Annotated in this window: 21 protein-coding genes and 1 tRNA gene; 9 read left to right on the top strand and 13 right to left on the bottom strand. The window is 64.7% G+C overall.

The window, feature by feature from the left end; genetic code table 11:
* Nucleotides 1-48: 48 nt before the first annotated feature.
* Both QM588_RS21120 and QM588_RS21115 read right to left on the bottom strand, forming a co-directional pair.
* The gene (locus tag QM588_RS21120) at nt 49-1,545 is read right to left on the bottom strand and encodes a flavin-containing monooxygenase (protein ID WP_283316308.1); all 1,497 of its coding nucleotides are present in this window, start codon (nt 1,543-1,545) and stop codon (nt 49-51) included.
* Nucleotides 1,546-1,569: 24 nt separating this feature from the next.
* Nucleotides 1,570-2,436 (bottom strand): SDR family oxidoreductase, encoded by an 867-nt coding sequence (locus QM588_RS21115; RefSeq protein WP_283316306.1) that lies wholly within the window; start codon nt 2,434-2,436, stop codon nt 1,570-1,572.
* A gap of 73 nt (nt 2,437-2,509) precedes the next feature.
* On the opposite strand from QM588_RS21115, the gene QM588_RS21110 reads away from it, so the two are divergent.
* Complete coding sequence (locus tag QM588_RS21110; RefSeq protein WP_283316305.1) at nt 2,510-3,154, top strand: TetR/AcrR family transcriptional regulator; 645 nt, start codon at nt 2,510-2,512, stop codon at nt 3,152-3,154.
* A 7-nt stretch (nt 3,155-3,161) separates the two neighbouring features.
* Here the strand turns inward: QM588_RS21110 and QM588_RS21105 are convergent, their stop codons facing one another.
* Complete coding sequence (locus QM588_RS21105) at nt 3,162-4,163, bottom strand: EamA family transporter (protein WP_057472596.1); 1,002 nt, start codon at nt 4,161-4,163, stop codon at nt 3,162-3,164.
* Between the two features lie 39 nt (nt 4,164-4,202).
* On the opposite strand from QM588_RS21105, the gene QM588_RS21100 reads away from it, so the two are divergent.
* Both QM588_RS21100 and QM588_RS21095 read left to right on the top strand, forming a co-directional pair.
* Nucleotides 4,203-4,736, top strand: coding sequence for a CGNR zinc finger domain-containing protein (locus tag QM588_RS21100; RefSeq protein ID WP_283316302.1), 534 nt, complete (start codon nt 4,203-4,205; stop codon nt 4,734-4,736).
* Nucleotides 4,737-4,854: 118 nt separating this feature from the next.
* Nucleotides 4,855-5,115 (top strand): hypothetical protein, encoded by a 261-nt coding sequence (locus QM588_RS21095; protein WP_283316300.1) that lies wholly within the window; start codon nt 4,855-4,857, stop codon nt 5,113-5,115.
* A 28-nt stretch (nt 5,116-5,143) separates the two neighbouring features.
* Here the strand turns inward: QM588_RS21095 and QM588_RS21090 are convergent, their stop codons facing one another.
* The 4 genes from QM588_RS21090 to QM588_RS21075 are packed head-to-tail and all read right to left on the bottom strand — an operon-like array spanning nt 5,144 to nt 9,487.
* Nucleotides 5,144-6,253: a hypothetical protein gene (locus QM588_RS21090; RefSeq protein WP_283316298.1), complete on the bottom strand. Its 1,110-nt coding sequence runs from the start codon at nt 6,251-6,253 to the stop codon at nt 5,144-5,146.
* On the bottom strand, nt 6,250-7,605 hold the full coding sequence (locus QM588_RS21085) for a hypothetical protein (protein WP_283316296.1): 1,356 nt from the start codon (nt 7,603-7,605) through the stop codon (nt 6,250-6,252). The genes QM588_RS21090 and QM588_RS21085 overlap by 4 nt, the downstream gene beginning before the upstream one ends.
* Nucleotides 7,606-7,654: 49 nt before the next feature.
* Nucleotides 7,655-8,890 (bottom strand): AGE family epimerase/isomerase, encoded by a 1,236-nt coding sequence (locus tag QM588_RS21080; RefSeq protein ID WP_283316294.1) that lies wholly within the window; start codon nt 8,888-8,890, stop codon nt 7,655-7,657.
* Between the two features lie 39 nt (nt 8,891-8,929).
* Nucleotides 8,930-9,487 carry a dihydrofolate reductase family protein gene (locus QM588_RS21075; RefSeq protein ID WP_283316292.1) on the bottom strand — a complete coding sequence of 186 codons (558 nt, stop codon included), beginning with the start codon at nt 9,485-9,487 and terminating at the stop codon, nt 8,930-8,932.
* 201 nt (nt 9,488-9,688) lie between these two features.
* Between QM588_RS21075 and QM588_RS21070 the strand changes: the two genes are divergently transcribed.
* Nucleotides 9,689-10,639 (top strand): manganese catalase family protein, encoded by a 951-nt coding sequence (locus tag QM588_RS21070; protein ID WP_283316290.1) that lies wholly within the window; start codon nt 9,689-9,691, stop codon nt 10,637-10,639.
* Nucleotides 10,640-10,691: 52 nt separating this feature from the next.
* Here the strand turns inward: QM588_RS21070 and QM588_RS21065 are convergent, their stop codons facing one another.
* Nucleotides 10,692-11,396 (bottom strand): spore photoproduct lyase family protein, encoded by a 705-nt coding sequence (locus tag QM588_RS21065; RefSeq protein WP_283316287.1) that lies wholly within the window; start codon nt 11,394-11,396, stop codon nt 10,692-10,694.
* Between the two features lie 296 nt (nt 11,397-11,692).
* Here QM588_RS21065 and QM588_RS21060 point away from each other — a divergent pair, with 296 nt between their 5' ends.
* From QM588_RS21060 to QM588_RS21045, 4 genes are read left to right on the top strand one after another with little or no spacing between them, the layout of a single operon-like run.
* A complete protein-coding gene (locus tag QM588_RS21060; protein ID WP_283316285.1) occupies nt 11,693-12,790 on the top strand; it encodes a DNA alkylation repair protein in 1,098 nt (365 codons plus the stop codon).
* A gap of 58 nt (nt 12,791-12,848) precedes the next feature.
* A complete protein-coding gene (locus QM588_RS21055; protein ID WP_283316283.1) occupies nt 12,849-13,940 on the top strand; it encodes a LolA family protein in 1,092 nt (363 codons plus the stop codon).
* Complete coding sequence (locus QM588_RS21050; protein WP_283316279.1) at nt 13,937-14,899, top strand: ABC transporter ATP-binding protein; 963 nt, start codon at nt 13,937-13,939, stop codon at nt 14,897-14,899. Before QM588_RS21055 ends, QM588_RS21050 begins: the two co-directional genes overlap by 4 nt.
* Nucleotides 14,896-15,708 (top strand): ABC transporter permease, encoded by an 813-nt coding sequence (locus QM588_RS21045; protein ID WP_027494448.1) that lies wholly within the window; start codon nt 14,896-14,898, stop codon nt 15,706-15,708. Before QM588_RS21050 ends, QM588_RS21045 begins: the two co-directional genes overlap by 4 nt.
* On the opposite strand, the gene QM588_RS21040 is transcribed toward QM588_RS21045, so the two are convergent.
* The 4 genes from QM588_RS21040 to QM588_RS21025 form a co-directional block, all read right to left on the bottom strand.
* Entirely contained in the window at nt 15,698-16,507 is an 810-nt protein-coding gene (locus QM588_RS21040) for a lipase family alpha/beta hydrolase (protein WP_283316274.1), read from the bottom strand. The two genes, QM588_RS21045 and QM588_RS21040, sit on opposite strands and share 11 nt — an antisense overlap.
* A gap of 52 nt (nt 16,508-16,559) precedes the next feature.
* The gene (locus QM588_RS21035; protein ID WP_283316271.1) at nt 16,560-16,778 is read right to left on the bottom strand and encodes a hypothetical protein; all 219 of its coding nucleotides are present in this window, start codon (nt 16,776-16,778) and stop codon (nt 16,560-16,562) included.
* 125 nt (nt 16,779-16,903) lie between these two features.
* Nucleotides 16,904-16,976, bottom strand: a tRNA-Thr gene (locus QM588_RS21030).
* A 66-nt stretch (nt 16,977-17,042) separates the two neighbouring features.
* A complete protein-coding gene (locus tag QM588_RS21025; RefSeq protein WP_283316269.1) occupies nt 17,043-17,738 on the bottom strand; it encodes an SDR family oxidoreductase in 696 nt (231 codons plus the stop codon).
* 87 nt (nt 17,739-17,825) lie between these two features.
* Here QM588_RS21025 and QM588_RS21020 point away from each other — a divergent pair, with 87 nt between their 5' ends.
* A complete protein-coding gene (locus QM588_RS21020; RefSeq protein ID WP_283316266.1) occupies nt 17,826-18,344 on the top strand; it encodes a CGNR zinc finger domain-containing protein in 519 nt (172 codons plus the stop codon).
* Here QM588_RS21020 and QM588_RS21015 read toward each other — a convergent pair.
* Nucleotides 18,341-19,528, bottom strand: a complete 1,188-nt coding sequence (locus tag QM588_RS21015; RefSeq protein ID WP_027494468.1) for a DNA polymerase III subunit delta' — start codon at nt 19,526-19,528, stop codon at nt 18,341-18,343. The genes QM588_RS21020 and QM588_RS21015 overlap by 4 nt on opposite strands.
* Nucleotides 19,529-19,625 lie beyond the last annotated feature (97 nt).

Here is a 19,625-nt window from a genome sequence, read left to right as displayed (position 1 = left end):
AACAAACGATCGGGTACTCGATCTATTCCCGTCAGGAAGCGATCGCTATTACCGTGAGGAACCGACTGCGACCTTCGACCGAGGCCGCCCGAACTTCATCGCCTTGTCCACGAGCTTGCCGTACCGCAGAACCGGCAGGTCGCGGAAGTAGTTCATTCGCAGCTTCCACGGAGTTTCGCTGCCCTGCCTCGGGAAGTTGTCCACGGCCCGCAGCACGTAACCGGCGGCGAAGTCGAGGAACGGCTCCTCGTTCACAGAGGGATCGCGTTCGGGCTCGACGGTGCTGTACCCGTTCTCGTCCATGTGGGCGAGCAGGCGCATGACGTAGTTCGAGACCATGTCGGCCTTCAGGGTCCACGACGCGTTGGTGTACCCGACGACAAAAGCGAAGTTGGGGATGCCGGTGAGCATCATGCCCTTGTACGCCATGGTGCTGGGCAGATCCACATCTCTACCGTCGACGCGGAAGGTCGCGCCGCCGAGTGCGGACAGGTTCAATCCCGTTGCCGTGACGACGATATCGGCGTCGAGGTGCTGTCCGGACTTCAGCTTCAGGCCGGTCTCGGTGAAGCTGTCGATGTGATCGGTGACGATCGAGACCTCGTCCTTGCGGATCGAGCGGAACAGGTCGTTGTCGGGCACCAGGCACAGGCGCTGATCCCACGGGTTGTACGACGGGGTGAAGTGGGTGTCGAGGTCGTATCCCTTCGGCAGCCATCCCTCCTGCAGCTTCCGGATCCGCTTCTTCATGAATTCCGGATACTTCTGGCTCAGCGTGAAGATCAACATGGCCATCGACACGTTCTTGAGCCGAGTCACGCTGTACGCCAGCTTCTTCGGCAGTCGCTTCCGCAGTGTCTGCGCGATCGGATCCTTCGAGGGAAGCGAGAGGATGTAGCTCGGCGAGCGCTGCAGCAGCGTCACGTGCTCGGCCTCACGAGCAAGGTTGGGAGCCAACGTGATTGCCGTTGCACCACTACCGATGACGACGACCTTCTTGCCCGCGTAATCCAGATTCTCGGGCCAGTGCTGCGGGTGGATCACCTGCCCACCGAAATTCTCCTGGCCGACGAACTCCGGGCTGAAACCCTTGTCGTAGTTGTAGTAACCACTGCAGGAGAACACGAACGACGCGGTGATCGTGACGGTCTCGTCGGTGTCGCTACGCTGCGCCGTGACCGTCCAGAACTGCTGCTCGGACGACCATTCGAGGGCAACGACCTTGTGGTGGTACCGAATGTGCTTGTCCACGCCCGCTTCTCGGGCAGTTTCGACGATGTAGTTGCGGATGTCGGAACCGTCGGCGATGGACTTCTCCCCCATCCACGGCTTGAAGCTGTACCCGAGGGTGTACATGTCGGAATCGGAGCGAATACCGGGATAGCGGAACAGATCCCAGGTGCCACCGATCGCCCCGCGGCTTTCCAGGATGGTGTACGTCTTCCCGGGCAGATCGTGCCCGAGGTGACGCGCGGCCCCGATCCCGGACAGGCCGGCACCGATGATGAGGACATCGACCTCGGGGGTAGTCAGTACGGCAGTCATGTCAACGATTCCTTCGGTGGGGGGTCAGCTGATTTTGTTGCGTGCGCTCTCGGACCTACCGAGGCGCGCTACTTCTTCGTCCATCTTGGGCAGGATCGTCGGCACGTGCGCCAACATGCTGCGATCGCCGACGCGCGAGGTGATGACGGCCTTGAACCAGGACGCCGCACCCACCCACCTCGGTACGTAGACACGACGCTTGCGCTTGGCCAGGCCGTCGACGAACGCGTCCACACACTGTTCGACGGTCATCGTCTTGCCGAGCGGGCCGGGCAGTACGGCAAGCAAATCCTGGAATGCGGTGAGATCGGACTTCGCGTCCTGCACCATCGGGGTGTCGATCCAGGCCATGTGCGCGGAGCCGACATCGACTCCTCGGTAGTTCACTTCCAGCCGAAGCGCATTCGCGAAATGCTCGGCTGCAGCCTTGCTGGCGTTGTATGCGGCCAAGCCGGGGCACGGAGTGAACGCGGCCAGCGAGGAGACGACGAGGATGTAGCCGTTGCGTTCGATCAACGACGGCAACGCAGCACGGACGGTGTTGAACACGCCCATCACGTTGATGTCCATGACGCGTTGGAACGTCGCCGGGTCCACCTGCAGGATCGATCCGTAGCTGGCGATACCCGCGTTGGCGAGCACCAGATCGATGCCGCCGAACGCCGCGATGCCTGCGTCGACCGCGCGCTGCATGTCGTCCAGATTTCGGACGTCGGCGACGAACGCCTCGGCCTTCAGCTGAGTCGCCAGCTCACGCAGCGGGGCCTCGTCGACGTCGACGAGTACCAGACGGGCACCTTTTCCTGCCAGGTCGCGTGCAGTGGCCGCACCGATTCCCCGTGCTGCTCCGGTGATCAGAACCACCTTGTTCCGTAGCGTCGACGCCGACATGTGCTCCCCCTCGATACGAATGCTTGTCTGCGAACACTTTGCATCTGATACCGAGCGGTGTCAAGATCTGTGTGTGACTACCCATCACAGTGAAGTCGGCCGCACCTATCGAGGTGCCGATCCGCAGCAGCGGCAGCAGGAGCGTCGGATCCGCCTGCTCGACGCCGCCGTCGAAGTGTTCGGCACCACCGGTTACCGAACGGCGAGCGTGGAGAAAGTCTGCAGCGAAGCGGGCCTGACCAAGCGCTACTTCTACGAGTCCTTCACCAACAGCGAAGACCTGCTGATGGCCACCTACGCCCGCGCCACCGACGCGATGCGCGAGAGCATCCTCGCCGGAGCGGCCGCCGAGACCGACTCCAGCGAACAGGTACTCCGGGGAGCCCTCACCGGCTTCTTCACCTTCGTCGCCGAGCAACCCAAGTCCGCTCGTATCGCTTTCGTCGAAATCCTCGGCGTATCCCCCACCGTCGACGCGTTGTATCGCAAGACCACCACCTCGTTCTCCGCAACAGTGCTAGAGGTGGCCGAGACCGTCGGGTCCAGCCGTGGCCTGGCCGGGCCGAACCGTCGAACACTGGCGATGGGCCTGGTGGGCGCGGTTCTCACCATTGCTCAGCAATGGTTGCTGTCCCCCGAACGCGAACCTCTCGACTCCGTGATCGCCAGTGCGCACACCATTCTCGCCGCCGTCGTGTTCGGACGCGTCGACGGCTGAGCAGTTGTCATGCTCTGCTCTGCAGCGGCTCCACCGGTTCGTCCGAGGTGACGCGTTCACCTGATTTGACGACCACGACACCGAGCAGAATCAGTGCGCCACCGGCCAATTGGATCGGTCCCGGAGCCTGGCCGAGCAACAGCCACGCGAACACAAGCGCCGCAACAACTTCCATCAGACCCATAAACGACGCCAGCCGCGAGCCGAGGCGTCGTCCGGCCGCGATCCCGAGTACGTATGCCAGAGCGGCGGTCACCACTCCGAGACCGATGATCGGAACCCACCACGGGACAACGGCATCGACGAACGTGACGTCGGTGAGCGGAGCCGCGAACGGGACAATGCCGACCAGCCCGGCGGCGAGCAGAATGAGTCCACCTGCGAGTAGTCCGCCTCCGGCAAGCACGATCGGCGGCAGGCCGTTGCTCTCGTCGGCCGAGAGCACCCAGTAGACGGCCGCCCCTGCCATCGCGCCGAGTGCCCACAGCACGCCGACGGAGTCGACGTCGGCACCGGAGATCAGATCGAGCACGAGCACCAGACCCATTGCGGCCAACAGCGCACCCACCAGCGTCAGTCGGCCGGGACGCTGCTGATGGCGAAACCACATCCAGCCGATGACGGCTACGGGCGAGGTGAATTCGATCAGCAGCGCGACACCCACGTCCATTCGGCCGACGGCGTTGAAGAACGCGAGCTGACAACCGGCCACCGCGAAGGCACCGTAGGCCACGAGCAGCTTCCAATTCTTGGCCAACAGGCCCCAGCGTCCACGCAGCGCGAGAATCGACGGAATGAGCAACACCGCTGCCGCGAGCAGGATGCGCGCCGTCACCGCGGCACCGGCGGTCCAGCCGGCATCGAGCAGGCCTTTGGCCAACGAGCCGGAGAGCCCGAACGATGCCGCGGACAGGAGCGCGAACATGAGCCCCGAGAGTCGACGCGACCGTGCCGCAGCGTCGTGTGCAGCTGCGCGATCCACCTGCGCGTCATGAGTGTAAGCCGTCATGACATGTGACAGTAGGGAGTGGATTGGTAAGGTGTCAACATGCTTTTTGCTCATGACGCAGAACTGTCGCTTCTGTCCGCCGTGGCATTGGTCAATTCCGCCGAAGACCCGGACACGCTGACCACCCGCGAGGAGCTGGCCGAGTTCTTCACCGACCAGGGCTACTCCGGACGGTTCGACGGCGACGATGCCGAGCTCGACGCGGTGCGGTCGCTACGGCCTACCCTGAGGGCTCTGCTCACCAGCAGTCGAGACGACGCCGTGGTCGAAGTGAACCGCTTGCTCGCCGAATCCTCGGCCCTGCCCCGACTGGTCCGGCACGACACGCTCGACTGGCACATACATGCCGTCGCCGACGACAGTCCACTGGCAACCCGCATCGTCGTCGAGACTGCGATGGCCATGATCGACGTCATCCGAGCCGACGAGCTCTCCCGTTTCGACGTCTGCGCCGATCCGGACTGCAACGGGCTGGTTCTCGACCTCTCCCGAAACCGCTCTCGCCGCTTCTGCAGCACCACCTGCGGCAACCGCGCGGCGGTCGCCGCGTACCGCGCACGCAAGGCCCAGTAGCACCGCGGGGCTTAGACGACCGGGTTTCGGGTATTCGGCGACGGAACTTAGCGAGAGGAACATCCCCATGGTCGAGAAAAGGCCTTCGAAAACGAGCTGGGCACGTGCAGTCGAGAACATGCTGGCCGTAATTTTGATCTTCGCCGGAATCGCATCCGCGGGCGGTCTGATCGCGGCTCTGGCGGGCGGCTTCGAGGGATGGGCGATCGTCGCCGGCATCACCGTGGTCGTACTATTCACAGCCGCGTTCTTCGCCGTTCGCGACGGTGCCCGACGACGTGCGCGGGAGGTCGACACCGTCGTCTACTCCCCCGACAACACCGACCAACTGTTCGACGTGGACCCGAACACCGGTGAGCGCACTCCGCACCGGGATTAGCGATGTCGAGCGGTTGAACCGATCGTCTTCAGCTCGGAACCGATTCGAGACGAACCATCGAATCGGTTCCGAGGAAAAACACACCCGACCGCGTCTGGACGATCGTGCCGTTGTCGGTGAACCCACCCCGTCCATCGGGAATGGTCCAGTGCCAACGCACTTCACCGGAATCCGTCGTCGCGACATACGCCGGCCCGTCGATCGAATAACGAGTGTTGCCGATGACCTTGTCCGTATCGAACGGATCCGGCAACTCCCACACAGTAGCGCCGGTGGAGTCGACGATGGTGTCGTCCGAGGTCATGTCGAGACTATCGACGGGTGCTCCGGTGGTCGGATCGAAGAACGTCGCCTCGCCGCCGAGAGTGACCACACCACGCCCATCAGCAGCATGGATGAGCTGGTCACTGACTCCGTCCCACCCTGCGAACGACGTGATCGGACGCGACCACATCCGGTCGAGGGCATCGATGGAACCCCCATGCAACACCGATTCGCCGTCCTCCGGATTGCCCTCGAGCACAAAGACAGACGTGCCATCGCTCTCGAGGGCGTACGCGAACCAATCTTCCGGAATCGGCATGCGTCGCGCATCCCCTCCGGCGAGGCCGATGACGACGATGGACTGCACGTCGGAATACGTGTCGAGACAGACGATCTCGCCCTGAACGGGAACACTCGCACACTCGTCGACTGCGCCGGGTGACTTCTTCCACCGAACGCTGCCGTCGGCGGCATCGAGGGCCACGAACTCGACTGCATCGAGCGAAGACGACCGCGGATTCGGCAGGCCCATTGCGGTGACGAGAACATCGCCGGCGTCGATCACACCCGTGACCCCGAGATCGAAGGTCAGGCTTGCGGTCGGCGAACGGAATGCAGCGAATTGTCTGCCGTAGACGGTCTCTGCGTCGATCTGCCAACCGGGCTCGAGCGCCGGCCCAGCCGGCGCCTCAATTGTCTCCGTCTCCTCCGAGAACGTCGGCATCTCGTCGAACGCCGACGTCGTTGCATCGTCCATCGACGGCTTTACGGACACGTCCACATTCACCAGCACGACCGCAGCCGCGGCGACGGATACCACTGCCACCATCACCGCGGCTGCAGCGAGAACAGTGCGTGTCGTCGAATCCTTCACGGCCACTCCGTGATCGGAGCTTGGGCCACTGCATCCAGTAGCTCGAGTGGCAGCGGTTCCGGCCGTGTCGAACGGCCCCCTCCAGGTACGAAATCCGCCGTCGACCGAACCGACACCTGCACGCCGGACGGTCGCGTCAGCGTGACCGACCTCGCCAACCGCATGGTTCCGTCCTCCGCGGTCATACTGCTCGACAGATCGACGTCGTACGATTCGAGCACCGAACCGTCGGGCAGTGTTCGCAGCTCCACAACCGGACCGTACGCATTCTCCGGATCGTAGGGGTCCCTCGCCACCGGGAGTGCCGCGCCGGAGGATACGAAAATCGACAGCGCTACATCGGAGTTCACTACGTCGATGTCCGTACAGGCACCCCTGCCCGTGCGATCGGGTACCAGCGACCCGATCGGCCGGTTCAGGACGGGCGCATCGGGTAGCGCCTGCCAGGTTGTCGTCAACGCCTCGTTCGCGGCGTCCAAGGACACCTCGTCGATATCCACCGCTGTCGCCTCCCCTGCGAGCGAGACCGAGCAATCCTGGCGCGGCGCAGCGCTTCCCGCCGGTGCCGGTGAACCCACTCGAAGGTCCGGCAGAGCCGCGATTCGGGTCAATTCCGATGTGTCCAAGGGAAAGTCGGGACCGACGGTAGTACTGAGATTCGCGGTGACGAGAGTTCCGTCCGGGTGATACGCCGTCGCTCTGCGACTGTTCCTGCGATCACCGCCGACCTCGTACCAACTGTCGTCGGTATCGACCACAGTGCCGTCGGGCTCGGTGGTGCGGGCGTCGAGAACGCCTGCGACACAGGCCGGAACCCCCGTCGACGACGGTCGAACGTCGACGCTGGCAAACGCCGAAATCCCGGCACGAGCCAGGTCGCCGCGGGCACTGGTGCTGGCTTCGAGGCCCTCCGGCGCGTTACCGCCGAAATCGTCCACCGGTTGGAAGGTCAGCGACTGTGATGGGGCGGCCAACACGACCGAGACGTCCGCAGGAAGCGCGCCCAGCAGGGCGTCGGTCATGGATCCTGCCTTACTCGCGGTCAACCACGGGTAGGCGGGGTTGTCGTAGGACGGAGCCTGACTTCCGATGACAGAGATGAGGCGTCCATCCTCACTGGACGGGGGCGACTCGACCTCGGAGCACCCCGGAATGTCCACCGGATACTCGACGGGCTCGGAGACGATGGAGTAGTCACCGTCGCGCGCGGCCTCTCCGGATGACACAGCATTTCCGGGCGACAGTTCACTTTCCGGCGAATGCAGCAGTCCGGCCGCGACCACACCGAGCGCCACGACCGTGACGATGACGGATACGTCGATGACGGTGTTGTGTCTGCTCACTCCGGGCACGAGGAAACAATACAGACCCACCGGAAGGTTTCGCGCTGGAACGCGAAGGCTACCGAGTGGCGGCCCGCAGCGCCGCCAACATACTCGAGCTCGGCGCATATCGGCTGATCCAGGTCGCCTGGACCGCGTGATACAGGTCCGGCTTTCCACTCCACACCGTGGCTGCGGGCATGTTGTCCGCGTCGAGTTCGTGATGCCAGGAGCCGTCGACGAGGTCGATGAAGGAGTCGGCGGCGAGGTCCCACCAAGCGCGATAGTCGTTGTCGTAGTGTTCTTCTCCGGTCCGACGACCCAGTGTCACGGCCGCCGCGATCGCCTCGCACAGCACCCAGTGCAGACGCTCTGTCACTACCGGCCGCCCGGTCCAGTCGGTGGTGTAGACGAAGCCGGGCGACGGGCCGGGCTGCCAGCCGTCCTGCGCCGCGCGGTGATACAGGGACACAGCGGCGGCAACGTAATCGTGGCCGCCGGGGCTGTCGGCCACGAGACTCGCCTGCACGAGCAACCGAGCCCACTCGAAACCGTGCCCCACCGTTGCCCCGTACGGCTTGAATTGGTTCGCGGTGTCGCCGCTGTTGTACTCGAGCAACGGCTCCCATCCGGCAGTGAAATGCTCGGGTATCCGATAGCCGTTCACCTGCGACCAGCCGATCACATTGTCGCAGATCCGTACTGCCCTGCTCCGCCAGACGTCCGGCGCACCCGCATCGGCAGCCGCCAACAGTGCCTCGACCATATGCATGTTCGCGTTGATACCGCGATAATCGTCGAGCTCGGACCAATCCGCATTCGAGGTGTCCGCGCACATGCCGTAGTTCTCGTCCCAGAATCGCCGATCCACGACCTCGAGGGCTTCGTCGAGAAGATCCCGTCCATTCCGGTGTCCCGCTGCCGCAGCTGCGGCTGCCGCCAACACCACGAAGGCATGCGTGTATGCCGTCTTCGTCGCGTCGGGGGACGAGGCGTCGGCGCTGGACTCGAACCAACCGCCGTTCGTGCTGTCCCGCAACGTCGTCAGTAGACCGTCGAACACTCGATCGGCTTTCCTACCGGACCCGGGATACCCGTGCATCGAGGCCAGGAAGTGCACGTGCGCCATCCGAGCAGTGATGTAGGTCAAGGCCGGATGACTCGGGTCGGCATGTCCACGGTGGTTCAACCATGCCGCTCCCCCGGCAGGATGCTCGAGCGAGCTACCGAACCGGAGGAGCCGAGCCGATTCTGTGTCGAGCCACAGCTGGTGCGCGGGCAAGGTCCACCACTGACGACGATCTCCGGATGTCATGAGCCCATTCTGCGCGATCGGGCCGGACGAGAGGTCGGCTTACCGAACCACTCTGTACCGCAAATACATCCAGCCCGACGCGGGGAAGTGCTTCTGCTCTTCCAGCACCAGGTTCAGTCGGTGACCCACGGGGAAGTACGGCTTTCCACCACCCAGGATCGTCGGGACGACAATGAGCTCGAACTGGTCGATCGAGTCGAACAACGATGCGGCCAACGACGCGCCGGCGACGGCCAACGTGCCCTCGGTCTCTCGCTTCATTCGCTCCACTTCCGCGACGGCGTCGGCACTACGCACCAGCCGACAACCGTCGGGCACTGAGGTGAGGGTGTCGGAGAAGACCACCCGAGGAGTTGCCTTGTACAGCTCGGCGAACTCGGCTTCGACGGGGTCGCCGGCCGCCCGTTCCGGGTCGGTCCAGTAGTCCTCCATGGCCTCGTACAGCCGCCGGCCGAACAGAAAGACGCTCGTCTCCACGGTCTGTCGATTGGAGAATCGATGCGATTCCTCGTCGGGCATCGAGTAGTCGAGGCTGCCGTCGGGATCCTCTATGTAGCCGTCGAGGGAAACATGCAAGTTGTAGGTCAGAATCGCCATGGATGCTCCTGGGGTCGGTGGTGTCACGAGTACCGACTTATGGCCGTCTCGGAATTAACCGGTGCCGGCAGCGCCATCCGAGGCTTCGATGCGCCGAAAACGGTAAGAGAATTAGTCGAGGGCCCAGGGTTCGATCGATTTTTTGCGGGCATCCACTCGAAGAGGTCAGCGAATCGGCTGGTCACGAGGTGGAGGTTTTCCATGTATTTGCACGTTCAGTCGCTCATTCACGATATTCCTACCGACGAGCCCGATCCCGCTGCCGCGAATGCTCTTCAGGAGGGTCTCGGCGGGCAGTTCGGCGAGATGCGAACGATGATGCAGTATCTGTTCCAGGCCATGAACTTCCGTGGGGCGGCGGCCAAGCCGTACCGCGACCTCATCCAGGGAATCGGCACCGAGGAGATCAGTCACGTCGAGCTGATCGGCACCACTATTTCTCGTCTGCTCGACGGCTCTCCGCAGTACCAGGGCAAGGTCTCGGACCCGCTGGACACACCCGGTGCCGGCGGAGCAGTCCCGCTGAATCTGGCGCTGTCGCAAGGCAACATCCATCACTACCTCGTGGGTTCACAGGGAGCGCTTCCGGTGGACTCGGTCGGCAATCCGTGGAGTGGCAGCTACGTCTACAACTCGGGAAACCTGGTACTCGACCTGCTCTACAACCTGATGCTGGAGTCGACCGGTCGGTTGCAGAAATGCCGGATGTACGAAATGACCGACAACAAGGCGGCACGGTCGACCATCTCGTATCTCATCGTGCGCGATCAGGCGCACGAGAACGGATACGCAAAGGCTCTGGAGACCCTCGGAGTCGACTGGAAGAAAACGCTACCCATTCCGAAGACAAACGCCGAAAAGTTTCCCGAGGTCGCCAAACTGGTCGAACTCGGATTGCAGAGCAAGCAATACAGCTTCGATCTCACCGGTGCATCCGAGGCAGGCCGTATCTACCAGGGCATGTCGCCCTCGAAGGACGGCACCGATCTCGATGCCAGTGAGCAGGCTCCCGAGGGTGCCCCGCTCGAGATCGCGCCGGAGCGACTCGAGGAGTTCGCACCGGGCCTCGACACCGACCTGATGGAATTGATCCAGAAGACGGCCGAGATGGAAATGGCCGAGATCGACGCAACCTTCGGAAAGATGAAGTAGCGCAGCACCTTACGAGCCCGGTCTTCGACTGTCACGTCGAAGTCCGGGTTTCTCAGGTCCAGTAGAGCAGCTGCGCATCCGGCAGAACGCTGCGAAGTTCGTCGGTGAACCAGCTGCGCATCTCCGCCATCGTGTCCTTAGGATAGACGTATTTCACGCCGCCGAACTTGTTTCGCTTCGCCGTGCGCGCGCCCTCGTCCATCTCCAGTTTCGTTCCCGGATACCAGCTCAGCAGTACATCCTTGCTCGACGGCGTGAAGCGGTGAGTGATGATTTCGGCGGTCAGATCGAGATCGGGCACATCGCGCAACGCGTCGGAGACATTTGCAAGCAGTCGAGCGTACTGCTCGCGCCACTGCGGGATCGGCATGATCGGCGCGATCGTCAACCCCACTCGGTAACCGGCCAGTGCCAATTGCCGCAGCGCTTCTATCCGAGCCGGCATACGTGCCGTGCCGCCCTCGAAGCGGTGAGCGATGTCATCGGCGTTGACCGACAACCGAACTCGCGTTCGGCGGCCGTGGTCGAGTGTCACCAGCTCTCGGACGTCGTCGAACTTGGTGGTGAAACGCAGATGCCACGCATGGATCAAGTGGTGGGCGGCGCACGTCGTGAAGATCGCGGCGGTGGCTACCGCCAGCCGGTTGTTACGGAACTGCCCGGTTCGCAACAGCCCTCGGACGATGAACAGCACGATCCCCGAGTACGCAGCAGCGGTGATCCCGTTGAGGATCACCACCCAGAGCCAGCCGCTCACCGCGACCCCTCATCGGATCGGTAGACCGGGCTCACGTGTCGGTTCGAGTCGACGACGAGCACGAAGCGACCCCCAGGTTCGTAGCGCGTTGCACAAGATGATCGGACCGGAACCGATGTTCACGTCGACAAACACCCGAGTTGACCAGTGTTTCATCGTATTGTGCTCTGCGAAGGTTATCGCAGTTCTTTTCGTACTGCTGCCAATCGGGCGGCACAGAATCGGGCGTTGCGTCGGCTGATTCGGACGTACGGTCCGCCGCCGAACGAGCACGAAGCGTCGGGTATGAAGCTCTCATGCCCTTCGCCGATGAACTGCTCGGTCCGGACGCAGCCCACACGTTGTTTCGAACCATCCGCACAGTCGCACCGGACGCGGATCTGTCGTTGCTTCGAGAGTCGTCGGACGGGTTGAGTCCGCTCGCACTCCGAGCACGCGCCGACCTGCTGCGTGACGCGCTACTGACAGGGCTGCCGGGCGACTACGCCCAGTTCGCTCGGACCATCCGACTGGCCGCTGCGGATCCCGACTTTCGAGGCTGGTCCATCTGGCCCGTGACGAGTGCCGTCGCATCGAAGGCCGTCGACGAGCGCACTGCGACCGCGTTCGACGACGGGATGTCCCTGCTCGCCGAGCTGACCGGCCGACTGACCTCCGAATTCGCCATCCGGACCTTTCTCCGAACCGATCTGGATCGGGCTCTCGCCATCGCCGCCGAATGGACGCAATCACCGGACGAACACGTACGCCGCCTCGCGTCGGAGGGCACCCGACCGTATCTGCCGTGGTCGGTGAGAGTGCCCGAAATACTTGCGCGCCCCGGCGTGACCGTGCCGATTCTGGACAGGCTCTACCGAGACGACAGTGACTACGTGCGGCGGTCGGTTGCCAACCATCTCAACGACTTCAGCCGAGACATCCCGGATGTCGTCGTCGGGACCGCGGCGCGGTGGCTGGGCGAGCCGGACGCCAACACCGACCGGCTCGCACGCCATGCGCTTCGGACAGTGATCAAGAAGGGAAACACCGACGCGCTCGCGTTACTGGGTTTCGCCCCGGCCGACCTCGAGGTGACGGGCCCTGCCGTGGACGTAGCCGAGCTGCAGATCGGCGAGAGCCTGGGATTCACCGCGAAAATTCGCAACGTCGGCGTCGAGCCCGCACAGATCGCGATCGACTACGTCGTACACCACACCAAGGCGAACGGCGGGGTGACGGGGAAAACGTTCAAGCTGACGACCAAATCGGTTGCGCCCGGCGAGAGCATCGAGGTTGCGCGCCGACACTCGTTCAGACCGTTGACCACGCGCACGTACTACCCCGGCCCGCACTCGATCGCGCTCCAGATCAACGGTGTGAGTTACGGTCTCGCGGAGTTCGTGCTCGTCCTCTAGCCGCAAGTTTTGTACCACGCACATGCGGCACATCGGCTACGTCCGTACGGTCGATGAGGTGCGTGGACAGTGGCGGTGGCTGGCAGTGGTGCTCGGCATCGCCGTGCTCGTCGCCACGCCCTCGGTGATCGAGCGCCTGCCCGTCGCCGCGTCGGACATCGGTGCGGCGGAACTGCTGTCTCGGGTCCAGTCCTCCACCGCAACACCGTATTCGGGCTACGCCCAGGCGGTCGGCGGCGTCACCCTGCCGGTCACCGACGGACTCGGCGGCCTACCGGATCTGTTGGGCGACACCACGACCCTGCGCGCCTGGTACCGGGCCCCGGACAGCTTTCGCGTCGACACCGTCCGCCTCGCCGGTGAGCGCGGTCTCTACCGGTCCCCGGCTCTGCTGTGGAGATGGGACTACGAACAGAACACGGCCGTGGCAACCCCGGTCCCCGAACCGAGCCTGCGTCTGCCGCGCGAGGCCGACCTGCTGCCGCCGGAGCTCGGGCAGCGGTTGCTCGGTGAGGCGACCGCCGACGAGGTCACTCGAATGCCGACTCGCCGAATTGCCGGCCGGGACGCCCCTGGCCTGCGGCTTGCCCCCGCCGAGCCGCAGAGCACGATCACCGAGGTCGACGTGTGGGTCGACCCCGACAGCGGGCTGCCACTGCAGGTCGACGTGCTCGCCGGCGGGGCCGCTCGCCCTGTTGTCAGCACTGCGTTCCTGGACTTCTCACCCGAGATGCCCGACGCCGACACCGTCCGTTTCGTCCCGCCCCCGGGAACCGATGTGCAGCAGCAGGACGGCCTCGACATCGCCTCGTTCGCCGACGGGATCGACTCTCCCCGTCTTCCGTCGACTCTGTCCGGACTGGATCAGAGGGACCGCGACGGACCGGGTTCCGTCGGAATCTACGGCCGTGGCGTGACCGAGCTGATCGCCGCTCCCCTACCGCGCCGCGCTGCGCGCGGGCTCGTCGAGCAGCTGCGGGACGCTCCCGGCGCAGTTGTCACCGGCGACAGCGTGGCGCTGTCGATCGGACCGCTGAACGTCCTGATCACCGAGCCCGCCGGAGAACGCCGCCGATATCTGCTCTCCGGCACCGTCACCGCAGAAACCTTGGCCACCGCCGCCCAGCAGCTCGAAGGAGCAGCCACATGATCCGCACGACCGGTCTCACCAAGCGCTACGGATCGGTGCGGGCCGTCGACGGTGTCGATCTGGACGTACGCGCCGGCGACATCTACGGCTTCGTGGGCGCGAACGGCTCCGGCAAGACGACAACCGTTCGGATGCTGCTCGGTCTGGTCTTGGCCACCTCCGGGCAGATGCAGGTGCTCGGCGAGGAGATGCCGCGGCGACGCACGAGCGTGCTGCCGCGGGTGGGGGCACTGATCGAGAACCCCGCCGCCTACCCCAACCTCTCCGGACGCCGGAACCTCACGCTGCTCGACGCGGCCGGCCCCGGTGGTTCCCGGCGCACTCGAACCGCCCGCGTGGGCGAGGCCCTCGAGCAGGTGGGCCTCGCCGGGGTCGGACGCAGGCCGGTCAAGCAGTACTCGCTCGGCATGCGGCAACGCCTCGGCTTGGCCGCGGCCCTCATGCGCACACCCGAGCTGCTGATACTCGACGAGCCGACCAACGGCCTCGATCCACAGGGAATCCTCGAGATTCGAGAGTTGTTGCTGGACTTGCATTCCCGGGGCACCACCGTGTTCCTCTCGAGCCACCTGCTGGCCGAGGTGGAGCAATTGTGCGACCGAGTGGGAGTGCTCGATCGAGGTCGCCTCGTTCTGCAGGATCAGCTCTCGGCGTTCCAGCAACCCACGGGCCGAGTGCTCGTGCGCACCCCCGACCCCGCCGACGCGGTGACGGTCCTGTCCGATGTGGAGGACGCCACCGTGCTCGAGCGTGACGGACAGCAGCTCGTGATCGAACACCCTGATCCGGCCCTGCTCAATCGACTACTCGTCGAAGGCGGGGTACGAGTGAGCGAGTTGAGCCCGCAGCAGATGAGCCTGGAGCAGTCGGTGCTGGCGGTCACCGGCGACAGTGCGGACCGAGTCGACGGTCCCGCCGGCCCGCGAGCAGGTTCCACCCGGTCGGAGGTGACCGCATGATCGGCGTCGAACTGCGCGCGATGCTTCGCCGACCCCGCACCTGGGTCGTCATCCTCCTGCTCAATCTGCTGCCCACCATCGTCGCGGGCCTGCTGGCCCTCACCGACGTCGGTCCGCGTCCCGGCGACGGCCCTGCGTTCCTGTCCGCGGTGACCACCAACGGACAGCTCTTCCCACTCGCCGCCCTCGCCATCGTGCTCCCGCTGTTTCTGCCCGTCGCGGTGTCGGTCATCGCCGGCGATTCCGTCGCCGGGGAGGCCCAGGCCGGCACCCTGCGTTACCTGCTGGCTCGCCCGGTGGGACGAACCAAGCTACTGGTGGCGAAGCTGATCTCGGTGGCCGCGTTCGTGCTGCTGGCCGTGGTCATCGTGGCAGCCGTCGCATACTTCGTCGGCACGACGCTGTTCGACACCACGTCGTTGGCCGGCGTCTCGAGCGTGTCAGGCACGGTACTGACCGACGAACAGGTCGCCGTACGCACCGTCATAGCGGTGCTCTACGTGACCCTGTCGATGCTCGGAGTCGCCGCCATGGGGCTGTTCCTGTCGACCCTGACCGACTCGCCACTCGCAGCAACGCTGGGCGCGTTGGCGTTCCTCATCGCCAGCTCGCTACTGCTGACGCTGGACGCCGCCGACGCCATCGCGCCGTACCTGCCGACGCGGTACTGGCTGGCCTTCGTCGATCTCTTCCGCGACCCGGTGCCGACGCGGGACCTGGTGCGCGGCGTCGGTTTGCAGGGCGTCTACGTCGTCGTGCTCCTGGGGGCCGCGTGGGCGAATTTCACGACCAAGGACATCACGAGCTGAGACGGCTGCAGTCGGCTGCGCCGAGCTCGACGGTAGAGCTGCCGTCCAACTGGGCCGAGACCATCGCGCCGACGAGAGGATCACGGGGCAGACTTTCGTGGTCGACGGCCGAGTCCGCGCACACGCTCTGCACGGGGATGTCGATCGCCCCGTCGAGGCGGGCGGAGTTCGGCGGGGTCACCACCTGATCCAATTCGGTCCAGATCGACACCCACTGCGGCCCGTCCGGCGTCTCGTCGCCAGAGTTCAAGCCGGCCAGCACGGAGCTGTTCGGGGCCAGCTGCTGGCAGGCGATCGGGCATCGGTCGGGTAGGACCTGGGCCGCCAGCCCCGCCACCTGGGTGCCGTGGTGTGGGGAGCCGAGGGTCACGATGCGCCGGGCCTGCTCGGCACCGCCCAGATCGGTGGCCCAGATCCGGGCCACCACCCCGCCGGCGGAGTACCCGACGACGTCGACCGAGGTCGCTCCCGTCCGAGTCAGTGCCGCGTCGACGGCGTCGCGCAGTGTCTGCGCCTGTGCGGTCAGGTCGCCGACGCCACCATCGGGCAAGGCCACGACGGTGGCGTCGCGGCCGTTCTCCCGTAGTTCCGCCGCAAGCACCTCGAGAGCATCGGTGGATCCGCCGAACCCGGGTACCAACAGCACCGGGCCGGGAACGGACTGGTCGACGCTCGCGACGGGGTCGTTCGTGGACCGCGATGCGACGAAAGCCGCCACAGCCGCGAGAACCCCGATCAAAACGAGAGCGAGTGCGACGTACACGAGGCGACGACGGGCCGGAGCGAGGGAGGCGAACACCTCGTCCAGTGTGCCCGTCGACGGTGGTGCGGAAGGTCAGGCCATCTACGGTTCAGCTTTCGATGGCGGTGATCGCGTCGATAGCAATGACGGCGGTGACGTAAGGGGACCCTGTAGGGACCTCGGTGAGGGCGACGGTGATGTAGCCACCGTCGTCATCGTTGTTGTCGACGGCCCCGATCTTGCCGATGTGCTGATGTCCGTCGATGGTGCTGATTCGGACGGGGGTTTCGGTATCGGAGTAGTTGGTGAAGATGACGGCGTCGATCATGTGGGTGTTCCTGTTCGTTCGGTGATGGATGTCGCGGGGTCCGCGAGGCCGACGAGTCCGACGCTCACCGGAGCGGGATACGAAAAAGCCCCTCACAGATTTGCATCGGTGAGGGGCTGAGTCTGAGCCGCCTAAGAGAATCGAACTCTTGACCTTTTCATTACGAGTGAAATGCTCTACCGACTGAGCTAAGGCGGCGTGCCTTTCGGCGTTGGTGAGTCTAACGGAGCATCGGGTCGAAACGAAAATCGCCCTCCCTGGAGGTCAGCCCGCGAGGCCGAGTCCTTCCGCAGGCCCGCTGAGGATCGTCTTGACGTGCCTGGTCAGGTCGTCGGCGAGCACTTCGGTCTCCCCCGCCTCCAGGGCGTCGAGCACCTGGCGCACCACGTCGCGCGGGTCGTTCTTCGGGACGTCGAGTTCGGCGATCATGTCGGTGTCGGTGTACCCGAGATGCACCCCGACAACGAGGGTTCCCTGCGGTGCGAGCTCGAGCCGGAGCGAGTTGGTGGCCGACCAGATCGCCGCCTTCGATGCCCCGTAGGCACCCGCACCGCCGAGCCACGACAGCACCGAGTGAATGTCGACCAACGCCCCGCCGCCGTTTGCCTTCAGGATCGGAGCGAACTCTTGCGCGATTCGCAGCGCGCCGAAGACATTGGTCTCGAACACCGCGCGAACATCATCGATCGACGTCGTCAGCAACGGTGTCGTTCCGGGAGCGCCGGCGTTGTTGAAGACGATCGACACATCGGATGCGATATCGGCAAGTGCAGCAACGGAATCCGCGTCGGTGACATCGAGAGCAACGGGCACCACCCGAGGATCCGAGTCCTCTCGCGGGCTCCTCGCAGTCGCGTACACCTTCGTTGCCCCACGCTCGAGCAATGCGTCGACTGTCGCCTTGCCCAGACCGCGCTGACCGCCGGTCACCAATACCGTTGCTCCTGAAACAGACACCATCGAACTCACCCTTACGACAGAGGTTAAATGCTTTTGACTCTGTCAGTAGTAGTTGACCAGTTCGACATAGTCAAATACTGTTCACTTATGTCACAGTCGCCGACGGAGCGCTTTCACCTCGCACCGGCACCCGACGGACTGCAGGTGGTTCAAAATCTGCTCAACACGCGAGCCATCGACGCGTACGGCCTCCCCGACCTCCTAGCGGACGGGAAGGCAGCCTCGCTCGTGTGGGAGACCACGCTGTCGGACGACGATGCGGCCACGCTGCGGGCTCTGCGCTCGGATGTCGAAGCGGCCATTGCCGGCGACCTGCCCACGCGTCCGGCCGTCCGAGCAGAACTCGTACCGGGCGACGACGGCACCGTACGACTGATGCCGACCGGCACCGGGGCCGACTACATCGCGTCGAAGACGTGGTCCGAAGTACTTCTCGCCCAACAAGCGGACACGTGGCGTCGACTCAAGCGATGCAAGAACGAGGCATGTGGATCTGCCTTCTACGACCGCTCCCGCAACAACAGCGGCGTGTGGCACGACGTGAAGACGTGCGGCAATGTCGCCAATCTTCGCGCCTCACGGGCCCGACGGAAAATTCAGAGCTAGCGCAGGACATCCCCGAGCGTCGCGACCATCGCATAGATCGCAAATTTCGGTTTTGCGTTGACAGCCAACGACTCTCGGCATTCGAGGATCGCCTCGATACTTTTCAGCAGAGCCTCGGGCGGTACGGCTTTCGCCATTCGCTCGACCTGCTCGGCCATGTCGGGGTGCGTGGCCGTCGCGGTCGATCCGTACGAACGCGCGAGCGCATCGCGGTACAGGCCCACCAGGTCCATCAACGCCCGGTCCAGCGAGTCGCGGCCGGTTCTGGTGGCGCGAGACTTCTGCCGCTTCTCGAGGTCCTTGAGCACTCCGGCCGAGCCACGCAATGCTCCGGCAGCGCCCTTACCTGTGCCTCCGGCTCCGAGGGCCGTGCGCAACTCCTCGGTCTCGGCCTCGTCACGAGTGGCACTCATTTCCTTGGCCTCGTCCTCGGCGGCCTTCACCAGTTCCTCGGCTGCGAGGTACGCCTGATTGGGACGGGCCGCGGCCGACGCCAGGGCAAGTGCCCGCTTGCGCCGCGCCCGCGCGTCCTCGTCGGTGGCGAGTCGGCGTGCTCTGCCCACATGGCCGCCGCTGATCGACGCGGCCCATTCCGCCGTCTCGGCGTCGAGCTTGTCGCGGGTCTGCAGCACCTGCGCGATGGCCGGCACTGTGGGCGTCACCAACGAGACGTGCCGGCATCGCGAGCGCAGCGTCACCGAGATGTCCTGCGGATCGACCGATGGAGCGCACAACAGGAACACCGTCCGAGCGGGCGGCTCCTCGACGACCTTGAGCAGCACGTTCCCGGCACCCTCGGTGAGTCGATCGGCATCCTCGACGACGACCACCTGCCACAGACCGGTGCTCGGCCGACGCGACGCGACCGAGACGATGTCTCGCATCTCCTTGGTACTGATGCTCAGACCCTCCGGGATGACGCGTCGCACATCGCCGTGAGTGCCTGCCATCGTCGTCGAACACGCCTGACAATGCCCACACCCCGGAGTGCCCTCGGTGGTGCACTGCAACGCCGCAGCGAAGCACAGGGCGGCGATGGAACGCCCGGACCCGGGAGGGCCGGTGAAGAGCCACGAATGCGTCATCGCCGACGAGTCGACGCCCGTACGAGCAGCCACCGCTGCAGCCGTCAGATCGGCCTCGACATCTTCCTGACCGACCAAACGATCGAACACACCCGCCATGCTGGCAACCCTAACGGTTGGGACCGACTACTCCCGGCGCACTGTTCCCGGACAGTGCCGAACTCGAAGCTATGGACATAATCGCTGCCGATTCCAT

This window comes from Rhodococcus sp. IEGM 1354, assembly GCF_030056855.1.
In the GTDB taxonomy this organism is placed as follows: domain Bacteria; phylum Actinomycetota; class Actinomycetes; order Mycobacteriales; family Mycobacteriaceae; genus Rhodococcoides.
Note: the sequence above shows the minus strand (reverse complement) of the source record. Positions and strands in the feature narration are given on the sequence as shown.